Origin of the sequence: Croceibacterium ferulae, assembly GCF_003660445.1 — a bacterium.
In the GTDB taxonomy this organism is placed as follows: domain Bacteria; phylum Pseudomonadota; class Alphaproteobacteria; order Sphingomonadales; family Sphingomonadaceae; genus Croceibacterium; species Croceibacterium ferulae.
Map to the genome: position 1 here is coordinate 1 of NZ_QZVQ01000015.1, position 13,136 is coordinate 13,136.

Consider the following 13,136-nt stretch of genomic DNA (forward strand, 5'->3'; position numbering starts at 1 on the left):
CTCGCTGGCGCGAACAGAAAACCCGGCCATCGCTGGCCGGGTTTTTGAGGTTAGGGAGAGACTGCCTGACAAGGCCCGTTCTGTATGCGCGACAGCTGGCTGCGACCCAATACGGGCGAACCACCAGGCGATCGGAGCGTCATGGTTAACGACCACCGATCAACCTTGTACATTCCCCATCGTTTCTGCATTAGAGGCAACAAAGAAAAACCCGACCGTTGCCGGCCGGGCTTGAAAAGTTTGGGAGAGGATGCCTGAAAGGCACTGCCGGTATGCGCCGGGGCGGCTACAGGCTCAAACGCACAGAACGCACCGCGTCGTGCATTTAGCGCAACAGCATGGCATGATTTAACATAACCCTCATTATCGTCGCGGATAGATTGTCGTTTGAAATGAATGGCGTAGACGCCGTAGGCTAGCTTAGCTCTGCCCCGTTCGCATTCTGACGACTGGTCGCGACTTTCTGCAGTTCGTGAACGTGCCTGCCACTCTGTTGCTGAACCGCTGAGAGCCTAGGTCGGTACCGGCGTATATGGAACACCCAAGCGCTTGTGGGCCGAGGCGCGGCGATGGCGTACGGCGCTGACTAGGCGGAGTGCATCTTTGCGGTCCGCAAAGCTAGGGTCCAAACCCAATCAGCGGCTTGATGTGTGGCAGCTTTCCTGATTCACCTGGTAGGTGGATCGTGGGAGGCATGGCATGGCGTTATACTGGTTGCCGGATGAGGCTTGGGCAGCGATCGAGCCGCATCTGCCAACGAACCAGCCTGGCGCTCGCAGGGTGGATGACCGGCGGGTGATCTCGGGCATCCTGCACGTGCTGAAGGTGGGCTGCCGCTGGTGCGACTGCCCAGTCGAGTACGGACCATCGACGACGGTCTACAATCGGTTCAACCGCTGGTCGCGCCGGGGCTTCTGGCTCAAGCTGCTGGACGCGTTGGTGGAGGCCGGTGCGGTGACGAAAAGCACCGCCATCGACAGCACCTACATCAAGGCGCAGCGCGCCGCGTTTGGAGGAAAAGGGGGCGTTCAATCCAGGCGATCGGCCGCTCGCGCGGTGGGTGGACGACCAAGGTCCACGCGCTCACCGACGTTATCGGCCGCCCTTATGCGCTGATGCTAACGGCCGGCAATGTCAGCGACGTGAAGGCCGCACCGGCGTTGCTCGAACGTGCCGGCCGCATGCGCTACCTGCTCGGCGACAAGGCCTACGATGCCGACCGGCTGCGCCGATCACTGCGTGAGGCAGGCGCCGTGCCCGTGATCCCAGGCCGGCGAAACCGCAAGCGCGCCATTTGCTACGACCAGCAGCGCTACCGCGGCCGACACCTCATCGAGAACGCCTTCTGCCGGCTCAAAGATTTCCGCCGCATCGCAACCCGCTACGACAAACTCGCCGCCAACTTCCTCTCAGGCGTCGCTCTCGCCACCGCGCTCGCCTTCTGGATGTGAATGAGTCTGAGCCCTAGTGCGGCAGCTCTGCCCCTTTGTACCAATCCGTCCCCATCGCCGCTCGACGATCGTCCAGCCAAACAGATCGGTGGTCATCGCAAGTTCGTAGTTGCGGGCGATGTTGTGCCTGGGATCAACCGCCCACCACCGCTCCCGAAAGTCGCCGTCATCAGCCATGGCGAGCATATCCGCAATCGGTCTTGCCAGCGCCAACAAGGTTTATGAATCACTGGCGATCCTGTGATTCAGTTTGTCGATCAAGTCCCTCGTCGCGCGGCGTTGCACTGACGGTGGCGCGCCGATGCTCACCCTGCCCCTTCCGGCGCCCGAGTCTCCTGACGGTTCTAAAAAGGCTCGGTGTTCGCCCACGGCGCGTGCGCAGGCACGCAACCTCCTGTGAGCCGTTTGCGATCCGAAGCATCTATAGGAGAAGACATGGCCGAGGATCCGCGCACCAGCCAGCCTACGAGTTTCCCTGACGAACCGCAGCAGCCGCGTCCGGGACTGACGACCGAGATGAGAACCAAGCCTGATCATGGTGAGGAGAGCTATGTCGGCAAGGGACTGCTTGTAGGCAAGGTGGCGCTGATTACCGGCGGGGACTCTGGCATCGGTCGCGCCGTGGCGATCGCCTACGCGCGTGAGGGTGCCAGCCTAGCTATCTCCTACCTTGCCGAGGAGCAGGCCGATGCTGAAGAGACACGCGACTGGGTCGACAAGGCAGGACAGCGCTGCCTGCTATTACCTGGCGACATTCGTGACCGGGACCATTGCGCGGCCATTGTCGAACGTACCGTCGCAGAGCTTGGCGGCGTGGACATCCTCGTCAACAATGCTGCCGCCCAGACCATGAACGAGGGGCTGGACAGCATTGATGATGACGAGATGCAGGGGGCCTTCGCCGCCAACGTCTTTGCCATGATCCGCCTCGCCAAGGCTGCTGCGCCGCACATGAAACCAGGCTCGGCCATCATCAACACGACCAGCGAGCAGGCCAAGATCGCAGGCAAGAGCATGATCGTCTACGCGGCCACCAAGGGTGCGATATCGAGCCTGACGGTTGGATTGTCGAACCTTCTCGCCAGTGATGGCATTCGCGTGAACGCGGTTGCGCCGGGCCCGATCTGGACGCCCATTCAGCCGATTGCGAAGTCGCCTGAAGAACTGGAGACCCTTGGCCAGGATACACCGATGGGACGTGCCGGGCAGCCTGGCGAACTGGCCCCTGCTTATGTGCTGCTTGGGTCGGCTGAGGGCAGCTACATGACGGGCAACGTCGTCGCTGTTACCGGCGGCGTCCCTGTCTCATAGACCTGAAGACCCATGTGCAGAGATACAGGCCCCCTCCTCGCTTTCCTTATCTGCCGCTTGTTCATGCCGGCGAACACAGGCTTGAGGAGCGCATTCGGGCTGGCTGGCGATCGATGGAAGCGGCGTTTGAACCTTCCGGCAGCATCGATGGCCTGGTCCGAGCAGAAGCTTCTGGGACAAACCTGCCCGGCTCAGCGCCGAGTGCCCGAGATGCGCCCTGGTACGTTCTGGTGGCAACGATGACGAACAAGGAACAGCGATGACGACCTATCCTTTAAGCGAACCCGCGACGATCTACGCTGCCGGAGGCTCTGACAACGCAACATCGGTCAAGGTCGGGCAAGGAAAGCTGGAAGAATGCGTCGATATCGTTGCGAGTATGTCGTCTGACGAACAGAAGCTAATTTCCATTCATATGGACGATATCGATCTGAAGTTTGGGCCGCAAGAAGTAGACGAACTCCTGACATACCTACGTGAAGAAAGCTCAGGACTTTCGAACAAGGAGATATCGGAGATCAAAAGCTCAGAGCCCTAGGCGCACATAAGGAGCACCACCTAACCTGATTGCTATCGGTTCATAGGCAGCTTCGTGCCAAGCAGCACTAGGCGATCGCCCGTGATCCCAAACCAGTGCGGAATGGCCACGCGTTCTTCAATGTCGCGAGCATCGGTCTCAGCAGCGACCTTGCTCAGAAGCTCGATCCAGAGATGAAGAAGCGGTTTGGCCGGCTTGGCTATGCTGTTGCGGCGCTGCGTATTCTATCTAGCGCCAAGCGCTTCCGCGCGCGGATCGTGGAGAAAGGCAACGGCACACGGGTCAAAACCTATCAGATCGCCGTGGGGAACGGTCGCCTTTACGGCGGCGGTAATGTCGTCGCCGAAACAGCAGCGATCGATGACGGCCATTTGGATCTATATAGCCTGGAGATGCCGAACCTTTGGAGGTCGGTACTCATGGCGCGGCTGCGGATACCCAATTGTGGACTTTCATAGCTTCCTTTCCGCTCCCCAAGGTCGGACGCTGGTTCATGTGAGGTAAGGGCTATGCCCCGCTGAGCGGGACTGGTTATCGACTGCTCGCTTTCAGTCCGGTGCCCTGTCCGTCACGCAGCTGTAAAGGACCGGACGTAAGCGCCCCTGCGAACCAAAGGGGTAAGTTTCAGCATAATGAATAACCAACTATTAGGCTGCTCTGTAGTAGCTCTCGTACTGGCAGCCGTGCCTGCCGCCGCGCAGACCAGCACCGATGCGGCAGCCACGCGCCCGAACACCGACGGGCTGGAAGTCATCACCGTCACGGCGCAGCGGCGGGAGCAGAGCGCGCAGGACGTGCCCATCGCGCTGACGGTGATCGGCGGCGAGGAGCTGGAACGGCGCAACATCCAGACCGTCAGCGACCTGGAGAACAGTGTTCCCAACCTGGAGGTCGATGCGCAATTCGGCGGTGGCCAGCCGCAGTTCCGCCTGCGTGGCGTCGGCGGCACCGACTACGCCGCCAACAACACCAACACGGTCGGCGTCTATGTGGACGAGGTCGCCCTGCCCTATGGCGTGATGACGCAGGGCGCGCTGTTCGATATCGAGCGGATCGAGGTGCTGCGCGGGCCGCAGGGCACGCTCTATGGCCGCAACACCACCGGCGGCGCGATCAGCGTCATCACCGGCGCTCCCACCGGCGACCTGCGCGTCGGGGCCAGCCTGTCCTATGGCCGCTTCAACCAGTTCGATGGCGAGGGCTACATCTCCGGGCCGCTGGGCGACACCCTGAGCGCGCGCATCGCCATCTCCAGCCAGCAGGGCGGCGCCTGGCAGCGCGACCGCGACACCGGGGAGGAACTGGGCGACCGGGACCGCAACTCCGTACGGGCCAAGCTCCGCTGGGAGCCCAGCGCCATCACGACCGTGGACTTGCAGGGCGATTACAGTCGCGACAAGTCGGACGGGCGCGGCCTGCAACTGTTGAACGACTTCACCGATGCCAGCGGCCGGTTCTATCCGGCGGACACCGATCACCGGGCGACCGGATGGGGCATCTCCGACACCTTCGCCGGCCTGCTGGGCGTGGACAGCGATGCCAAGCCGTTCCGCAACAATGAAGGCTGGGGCGCGCAGCTGCGCGTGAACAGCGACCTCGATTGGGGCACGCTGACCGCGATCGTCGCCCACCGGGACTTCACCCGGCGCGAATTCAACGATTGGGACGCGACCTCCTCCAACGAGGCGGGCACCTATTTCTTCAACGACATCGATGTGGAAAGCGGCGAGATCCGTTTCGCCAGCCGGCAGGACCGCCCGTTCCGCTGGCTGTTCGGTGCGTATCAGTCGTTCGAGACGGTGGATGGCGGCTTCCTGTCCGACTTCACGCAGGCCGCCTCGCTCCGGAACATCTTCTCGACCAGCTACAACCAGGAAGTGTCGACTACCGCCGGGTTCGGGAATATCGAGTACGACATCGCCTCGACGCTCACCTTCTCGGGCGGACTCCGGTTTGAACATGAGCGGCGCAGCCTGAACGGGTTCCGGACGGAGGTGATCTTCCCCGCCTACCAGTTGCGCGCCACGTCCGACCGGGACCTCGACATGGACGAATGGTCCGGGCGCGCGGCGCTGGACTGGCAGTTCAGCCCGGTGGCGCATCTTTATGCCAGCATCTCGCGCGGGGTGAAGTCGGGCGGGTTCACCACCTACAACACCGGCATCCCGTCGCAGAACGATCCCTATGATCCCGAAACGCTGGTCGCTTACGAGGCGGGACTGAAGTCCAACCTGCTCGACAACCGCGTGCAGCTGAACCTGACCGGGTTCTACTACGATTATCGGGACTACCAGCTGCAGGGCGTGATCTATACCGGCGCATCGCGGGTCGGGCGGATCACCAATGCGCCCCGCGCGCATCTGTATGGCGCGGAGGTGGAGCTGACCGCCGCGCCGGTGGACGGCCTGACCATCGTGCAGAACTTCGCCTACAAGATGGGCGAGTTCGACGAATACATGGCCGCCGTCTCCGCCACGATGGACCCGGCGACGGGGCAGTACACGAACATCCAGTACGAAGATTACAACGGCCGCCGCCTCAACCTGCCCAAGATCGACTACAAGGGGTCGGTCGCCTGGGCCGTGCCCGTGGCCGACTGGACGGTGACGCCGGAGGTGAACTGGAACTACCGGTCCGACCGGTGGAGCGAGTCCGATGCCTCCACCATTCCCGCCTACTGGCTGGCCAATGCCAACCTGTCGCTGACCCCGCCGGGCGAGGCGTTCGCGGTAACCCTGTGGGTGCGCAACCTGTTCGACGAGCGGGTGCAGGAAACGCGTAACCGCTTCATCTCGGCCCGCACGGTGTCCACCAATCCGGTGCGCACCTTCGGCGTCCGCCTGAACTACAGCTACTGAGGCGATCACCATGACCCTGCTGCACGCCCCCACCGGCCGTCGTTCGTTCCTGCTGGGCGCCGCCATCGGCGTACCGGCCCTGCTGACCGGCGGGCGTGCACTCGCCGCCAGCGATCCCTTCACGCAAGGGGTCGCCAGCGGCGATCCGAGGCCGGACGGCTTCGTGATCTGGACGCGCATCGCGCCCGACATCGCCGCTCCTGACGGGCTGGGCGGCGCGCCCGACAACTTGCCCGTCCGGTGGGAAGTGGCGGAGGATGACAGTTTCCGCCGGATCGTGCAGGCGGGGGAGGCGATGTCGCGCCACGTGATGGGCGGTGCGGTGCATGTGGAACTGGCCGGGCTCAGGCCCGACCGTCCCTATTGGTACCGCTTCAACGCGCTTGGCGTGAACAGCGCCGTGGGCCGCGCCTGGACCACGCCCCTGCCCCACGCGCAGGTGCGGGCGGTGCGCTTCACCGCCGCCACCTGCTCGCATTACGAACAAGGCTGGTTCTCCGCCTACCGCCACATGGCGGCGGAGGAGGAGAGCCGCTTCACCCTGTTCCTGGGCGACTACATCTACGAAGGCGCGGGCCGACCCGCAGGCGAGGGGCGCGTGAGGTCCTATGGCGATCTGCCGGTGGCGGACAGCCTGGCCAATTACCGCCGCCGCTATGCCCTGCACCATGCCGACCCGGACCTGCAGGCTCTGCACGCGGCGGCGCCGGCACTGGCGATCTGGGACGATCACGAAACCATGAATGACTATTCGGGCATCTGGTCGCAGGAAGAAGAGCGCCTGCCGCCCGCGGCCTTCGCCTGGCGCCGCGCCAGTGCCTATCGCGCCTTCGTGGAGAACATGCCGCTGCGGCTGTCGCGCACCTGGCAGGGGGCGCGCACGACCATCTTCCGCCGGATGCAGTGGGGCAAGCTGGCGCAGTTCGACCTGCTGGACGGACGCCAGTACCGCTCCGCCCCCGCCTGCACCGCCGGTCTGGACAGCGCGCGGGGCCACATGACCGCGCCCGACTGCCCCGACCTGGAGGATCCGGCGCGCACCTTCCTTGGATTCGAGCAGGAACGCTGGCTGTATGATGGCTGGCAGCGCAGCAGCGCGCGCTGGAACCTGATGGTGCAGAACCTGCTGGTCGCCCCGATGGTGTTCGACACGCCCGAAGGCCCAGTGATCTGGACAGACACCTGGAACGGCTTCGGCGCGGCACGCCGCCGGTTGTTGGACACGATGGTGTCGAGCGGCATCGCCAATCCGGTGACACTGGCGGGCGACTACCACTCGTTCTGGTGCAACAACCTGTATCGCGGCTTTGATGCAAATCGGTTCGCGGTAGACGGCCTGAACACGCACGGCGAGGCACCCGTCGCAGCCGAATTCGTGGTCAGCTCAATCACCTCAAACGGACCGCCGCAGGATTTCTACCGCCGCGCTATGCCGAACAATCCGCAGATCACCTTCTTTGATTCCGAACATCGCGGCTACATGAGCTTCGACATGACGGCCGACCGCCTCGACGCGCGCTGCATGACGATTAGCGACAAGGCTGACCCGCGTGCGACCCTTAGCGTGCTTCATCAGCGCAGCGTGGAGGCTGGCCGACCTGGTCTCGCGTAGCATCGCCAGCCGAGATCAAACCGATGAATGTGGCGGTCAGACCGATCAGAGGATGCACGTCCACCGGGTGAACTAAGGGCAGAAATCCCGCGCTGAAGGTCTGACATGAGCGGGTCCTTGCTAGGTAGCATTGTCCGTGAGGCGACCCCATAAAGAATGCCCAGCGCTGCTGAACCGCTTCCCGGAAGCGGCCATTCATTAAGGTGCTACTCTTCGGCTCGAACTGGGCCGAGAGGCGACTGTCAGGTCTGCAATGATCGAAAGGGAAAGCTGGCAATCGACAACCAATCCAACTTCAGTCGTTCACCATAGGGCTCGATCGATCCTGAGAACGGACGCAGCGAGCTTGAGTTCGGTTGCATAGTCGCGGTGCCCGGCATCTTATATTTAGGCCCTAGCCCTTCCCGCACCCCCGACAAAACAGGATAGTGACAGATCAGATGACCATGACGGCGGCGGCGAGCCACCCTCAGGACTGGCACGAGAATGTTAGTCCTGGGCCGTCCAGAGACGCGGGATGGGGCAGCCGTCAGTGCGCTTCCGCGAGCGCTACAGCATCAGGTCCCGCGGGGAACCGGAGCCGACCGTTTGCATCATGCACGGCGTTCCAGACGCCTTCGGCCACATCGCTCTCCCGGGTGGTCAGCGCTGGCGCGGCAAAGCCTTCCATGATCGGCCTGGCGAAATCGGCATACTCGTCCGGGAGCAGCTGATCGAACGGAACGATGGCGTTCGCGCCGAACTTGGTGGTCGGCGCGTAGCCGGGCTCGACCAGCTTCACCGCGACATCGAAGTAGGCCAGCTCATGGCCAAGCGAGCCCGTGAAGCCCTGGATCGCCTGTTTGCTCGCAGTATAGGCGGCAGCCAGCGGGAAAGCGCCGAGCGTGACGCTTGATGTCACATTGACGATGATGCCCGATCGACGTGCACGCATCTGCGGAATGATCGCTTGGCACATCGCCATCACCCCGATCGTGTTGGTCTCGATCAGCTGGCGTACCAGCGACATTGGCGTCACCTCGAAGGCTCCGACCGCGCCGATGCCAGCATTGTTCACCAGCACATCGATCGGACCAGCGGTCTCAAGCAGCGCCGCAATGCTGGCTTCGTCAGTGACGTCAAGCGGCAGAACCCGCAAGCGGCTCGTATCACCAGCAAAGGCGACCGCCTCGGGCCGCCGCATCGTAGCGATCACGTTCCAGCCCTGTGCAAGGAAATGTTCGGCGATCGCCTTGCCATAGCCTGACGAGGTTCCGGTGATGAGGATGGTCTTGGTCATGTCAGTCTCCGTGAGTTCGTGCTCAGGAGATAGACGGGCCGGCTCATACGACCTATAATCAAGAAACCAGATATATTTATGGATCGTCCGAGAATATGGATCCACTCAGCGATATGGTCGCCTTGTTGCGCCCCAGCGCCGCCGTGTCGAAGCCGATCTCCGGGAAGGGTCGTTGGGCCGTTCATTATGACGCGCATGACGCGCCTGGCTTTACGATCGTCCTCTCGGGCGAGGCGTGGCTGACCTTCGATGGCAGGGAGCCGCTGCGTCTTGCTGAGGGGGATTTTCTCTTGCTGCCGACCACGCCCGCCTTCTCGCTGGCGAGCGAACCCCACATTCCCGGCACGCCTGTCACGCCGCGTAGCGAAGCCGTCCGGCATGGCGATCCCGATGGCACGCCCGACTTCATGGCATTGGGCGGGAGTTTTGCCTTCGAGCGGGTGAATGCTCCCCTCATGCTGTCGCTTCTGCCCAAGCGTATTCATATCCCAGCCTCCGAGGGCCGCTCGACGCGGTTCGGACGTCTAACCGATCTGCTGGCCGAGGAATGCGCCACCGACTATCCCGGCAAAGAGCTGCTCATTCAGCGCATGCTGGAGGCCTTGCTGATCGAGGCGCTTCGCTGGCGCAGCCTCGGCAACGAGGCTATCCCGGCGGGTCTGCTGAGCGGGATGCAGGACCCGGCGATCGCCCGCGCGCTACAGGCGATCCATGCCGATGTCCGCGCCAGCTGGACGGTGGCAGGACTCGCGAGCATCGCGGGCATGTCGCGCTCTGCTTTCTCGGCCCGGTTCGGTGAAGTGTTGGGATGTGCGCCGATCGAGTATCTGGTGCGCTGGCGCATGGCGATCGCCAAGGACGCGCTGGTCCGCGGCAACAAGACGCTCGATCGGATCGCGGAAGACATAGGCTATGAGTCGGCCAGCGCCTTCAGCACTGCATTTCGTAAGCGCATTGGATATCCGCCCGGCAAGTTCGCGCGCACTGCTGCCTGAGCCTATCCAATGCGAGTGCTACTGCCCACTCAGAAGGGCCAGTATTCTGTTCAACAACACCTGCTGTCGAAACGGAACTTCAACCGCGCCTGGGGCGTCACGCATATTAGTCTTGGCAGGACACAATGGCGCGCTCGCGGCGGCGATCAGCAGTTGGCAGGTTAGCAACGGCCGGCAGCTCAGTCCTTATCCCAATTCCTCGCGGTTCACAACGAGCCAGCGGCTGCTTCAGCGGCTGTGGCGAGGCAGCTTAACGGCGGAATGAGGGCGAAAGCTGCGCGATGGCTCTCGGCTGTGAGGACACCAAACCGGCCATCCGTTCATCAAGGCCGCAGGTCGGCGATCCGTCTTTGCCGCCAGCGAGGCACCTGCTCGCTGACGGCAGGATGGCGGCAGGTCAGCGCGCCGGCGTGTAGACGATGTGGAGGTAGAACCCCCGCCCGTAATGGTCACGCTGCGACAGGGTGCCGTTCACATTGCGCGTGTGGTACCATTCCGGTGGCGCGCCCAGCACATTGTCGACCTCGTACTTGAAGGTTAGGTCCCGGCCGACCTTGTGCCAGGCGGAGAGGTCCACGGACGTGCGCCCCTTCACGTAGAAGTCGTCCCAGGCCTGATTGGCCACGCTGGTCAGGAAATCGTCCTGGTAGTTGGCCGTGACCCGCACCGCGCCATCGACCTGCGGAATGCGCCAGGTCAGCGCCAGGTTGGCCATCCAGTCGGGCTGCTGCAGCACGCGGTCGATCTCGCGCGAAACGGTATCGCTGGCATAGGTCATGCTGCCCCATTGCCGGCTGACATTCAGTGAGGCGCCGAGATCGGGCGCAAAACCGAAGGACTGATCGACCAAGGCGAATTCCAGCCCCGAAACCTTCGAAGCCTCCGCATTCAGCGGCTGGCGTATCTGGTTGAGGAGGCCGTCCTCCTCATACTCCGTGGTCAGGGTGAAGATGTCGTCCCTGATCTTCTTGTGGAAGCCGGTGAGCGCAACGAGTGCCTCATTGTCGGGGAAGTAATATTCCAGCGCCAGGTCGTAATTGTCGGCCCGGCGGGGCTTCAGGTCGGGGTTGCCGCGGGTGATGACGCAGCCGGTCACCGCTTCCCCACAGGTCTCCGCCTCCGCCTGTACGATATTGCCGGGCGTGGGCCGGCCGATGGTGCGGCTGACCGATCCGCGCAGCTTCAGCCCGCGGGCCAGATCCTGCGTGATGTTCAGCGATGGCAGCCAATTGTCATAACCGCCGGTCGGCGTGGCGAGCCGGTCCGTCAGCTGCCCATCCACCGTCAGCGGAGCGCTGCCGGTGAAGGTCACATCGTCATAGCGCAGGCCGGCGATGATGTGCGTCGTCGGCAGGCGGTAATGCAGCGACAGGTAGGCATTGGCGACCTCCTCCTCATACCCGTAATCGGCAATGCGGCTGTAATGGGCCGAGGCGGCGACGTCCTCCGCCGGGATGTTGGCCCAATACTGGTCGTGATTGATCCAGGGCACGACCAGGCCATTGCTGCCGTGATAGGAGTAGCCCGGATCGTACATGTAGCCATTGGCATCGCCGCCGGTGCGCTGCCGGATGCTGTCCACATCCTTCTCCAGATCGAGCCGGGTGTAACGCACGCCGGCGACGAAGCCGAACCCCTCCGCGAAGGGATCGACATTCCAGGAATAGTCGGCGCGCAGGTCCAGCACGTCCTCCCAAGCCTCGTTGTAGTTGATGTTCGATCCGTTGAGCTGATAATTGTTGGCGAAGGGATCGCCGGTCACGCCGGTGAGCTGCGGCAGCTCCTCCATGCTGTAGCCATAGGACAGCACATTGCCGGGACGGGTGCGGACCCGCGCCCAGTGCTCGTCATCCTGGTAGGTTTCGCGCGTGTAGCCGGCGCGGATGGACAGCTGGCTGACGTCGCTCACCTCCCAGTCGAAGCCGTAGATCAGCCCCATGGCGGTACGGTCCCACTGGTTGGAGCGCACGACCGACTGGACGTAATCCACCGGCACGGTGCCCGTCCTCTCCGTTCGATCCGTCAGGCCGGTGGTCCGCCCGATCATGTCGCTGGAATTCATGGTGGAGGCTTCGCGGCGATTATAGATGTAGCCCATCATGTATGTCGCCACATTGGGCGCCGCCTGCCATTCCAGCTTCAGCGATCCGCCGATATTGGTGATGGTGTTGGAATAATCACCGAAGGCGAACTTGGTGGTGCCGTCCTTGCCGTCCCAGCCCAGCGCGGTGTCAGGCCCGGCGATGACCTTGCCGGCCTCGTCGAAGAAGGTGCGGCGGTCGGTCCAGTTCTTGTTCGAATTGCGCGCCCGCTCCTGATACCGGCCGGTGAAGACGAAGCCGAACTGGTCGTCCCCGCCGAACCGGTCGGCCATGGCCGCCTTCGCGCCGAAGCCGAAGCGCCCGCCATCGGACTCGGCGGAGTTCTCGCCCGCCGGCCCCTTGAAGGTCGAGTAGATGCCGTAAGCGTCCAGCAGGTAATAGGGCGTCGGCGTGTCGAAGGCGGAGCGGGTGACGATATTGACCAGGCCGCCGATCGCCGCCGCATCCTGTTCCGCGGTGAAGGCCTTGTACACGTCCACCCGCTGCGAGATGCCCGCCGGGGCCAACTGCAGGTTGACCCGCCGCGTGCCGCCGCCATTCTCGCCCAAAGTGGCCAGGGTCAGGCCATCGATCGTGGTGGCGTTGAGGTCTGCCGACAGGCCGCGAATGGTGATATAGCGCGGCTCGTCCCCATCGCCTTCATAGCTGACGCCCGGCACCTGCAGCACCATGGCCGCGACGGAGCTGTCGCCGGTGGGCGCCTCCAGATCGTCATAGGTCACGGAATCGACGATCACCGGGCTGTCGCGCTTCACGTCAATCGGCTGGAAGCCATAGCGCGTGCCGCTGACGGTGATTACATTCTCCCCAGGTGCGGTGGCCGCCTGCGTGCCGGCGGTGCCGGTCGGCGCAGCCGCCTGATCCTGCGCGGCCGCCTGCGTCGCCAGCCCCGCACCCAGTGCGAGTGCGGAGGCCATCATCAAATGTTTCATGTTCGTATTCCTGCTCGCCGGGGCTCACTTCCCGGCTGATTGATCGTGATTGCTGGAG

9 protein-coding genes and 1 pseudogene are annotated in these 13,136 nt (G+C 63.4%); 7 read left to right on the plus strand and 3 right to left on the minus strand.

Annotated features, from left to right (window positions below; all coding sequences use genetic code 11):
* Positions 1 to 699: 699 nt before the first annotated feature.
* Positions 700 to 1,451: pseudogene (locus D5S08_RS14815) on the plus strand (IS5 family transposase).
* Here the strand turns inward: D5S08_RS14815 and D5S08_RS17380 are convergent.
* The gene (locus tag D5S08_RS17380) at positions 1,410 to 1,637 is read right to left on the minus strand and encodes a WGR domain-containing protein (RefSeq protein ID WP_121119945.1); all 228 of its coding nucleotides are present in this window, start codon (positions 1,635 to 1,637) and stop codon (positions 1,410 to 1,412) included. The pseudogene D5S08_RS14815 and the gene D5S08_RS17380 sit on opposite strands and share 42 nt — an antisense overlap.
* Before the next feature lie 249 nt (positions 1,638 to 1,886).
* On the opposite strand from D5S08_RS17380, the gene D5S08_RS14825 reads away from it, so the two are divergent.
* The 5 genes from D5S08_RS14825 to D5S08_RS14845 all read left to right on the plus strand — a co-directional run bounded on the left by D5S08_RS14825 (position 1,887) and on the right by D5S08_RS14845 (position 7,770).
* The gene (locus D5S08_RS14825) at positions 1,887 to 2,762 is read left to right on the plus strand and encodes an SDR family oxidoreductase (RefSeq protein ID WP_121119947.1); all 876 of its coding nucleotides are present in this window, start codon (positions 1,887 to 1,889) and stop codon (positions 2,760 to 2,762) included.
* A gap of 259 nt (positions 2,763 to 3,021) precedes the next feature.
* Entirely contained in the window at positions 3,022 to 3,300 is a 279-nt protein-coding gene (locus D5S08_RS14830) for a hypothetical protein (RefSeq protein WP_121119949.1), read from the plus strand.
* Positions 3,301 to 3,395: 95 nt separating this feature from the next.
* A complete protein-coding gene (locus tag D5S08_RS14835) occupies positions 3,396 to 3,758 on the plus strand; it encodes a hypothetical protein (RefSeq protein ID WP_206610361.1) in 363 nt (120 codons plus the stop codon).
* Between the two features lie 225 nt (positions 3,759 to 3,983).
* On the plus strand, positions 3,984 to 6,158 hold the full coding sequence (locus tag D5S08_RS14840) for a TonB-dependent receptor (protein WP_241557453.1): 2,175 nt from the start codon (positions 3,984 to 3,986) through the stop codon (positions 6,156 to 6,158).
* Positions 6,159 to 6,168: 10 nt separating this feature from the next.
* The gene (locus D5S08_RS14845; protein WP_121119953.1) at positions 6,169 to 7,770 is read left to right on the plus strand and encodes an alkaline phosphatase D family protein; all 1,602 of its coding nucleotides are present in this window, start codon (positions 6,169 to 6,171) and stop codon (positions 7,768 to 7,770) included.
* A 529-nt stretch (positions 7,771 to 8,299) separates the two neighbouring features.
* Here the strand turns inward: D5S08_RS14845 and D5S08_RS14850 are convergent.
* Positions 8,300 to 9,049, minus strand: a complete 750-nt coding sequence (locus D5S08_RS14850; RefSeq protein WP_121119955.1) for an SDR family oxidoreductase — start codon at positions 9,047 to 9,049, stop codon at positions 8,300 to 8,302.
* Between the two features lie 95 nt (positions 9,050 to 9,144).
* Between D5S08_RS14850 and D5S08_RS14855 the strand changes: the two genes are divergently transcribed.
* Entirely contained in the window at positions 9,145 to 10,044 is a 900-nt protein-coding gene (locus tag D5S08_RS14855; RefSeq protein ID WP_121119957.1) for an AraC family transcriptional regulator, read from the plus strand.
* Between the two features lie 397 nt (positions 10,045 to 10,441).
* On the opposite strand, the gene D5S08_RS14860 is transcribed toward D5S08_RS14855, so the two are convergent.
* Positions 10,442 to 13,078, minus strand: coding sequence for a TonB-dependent receptor (locus D5S08_RS14860; RefSeq protein ID WP_121119959.1), 2,637 nt, complete (start codon positions 13,076 to 13,078; stop codon positions 10,442 to 10,444).
* Between the last annotated feature and the right edge of the window lie 58 nt (positions 13,079 to 13,136).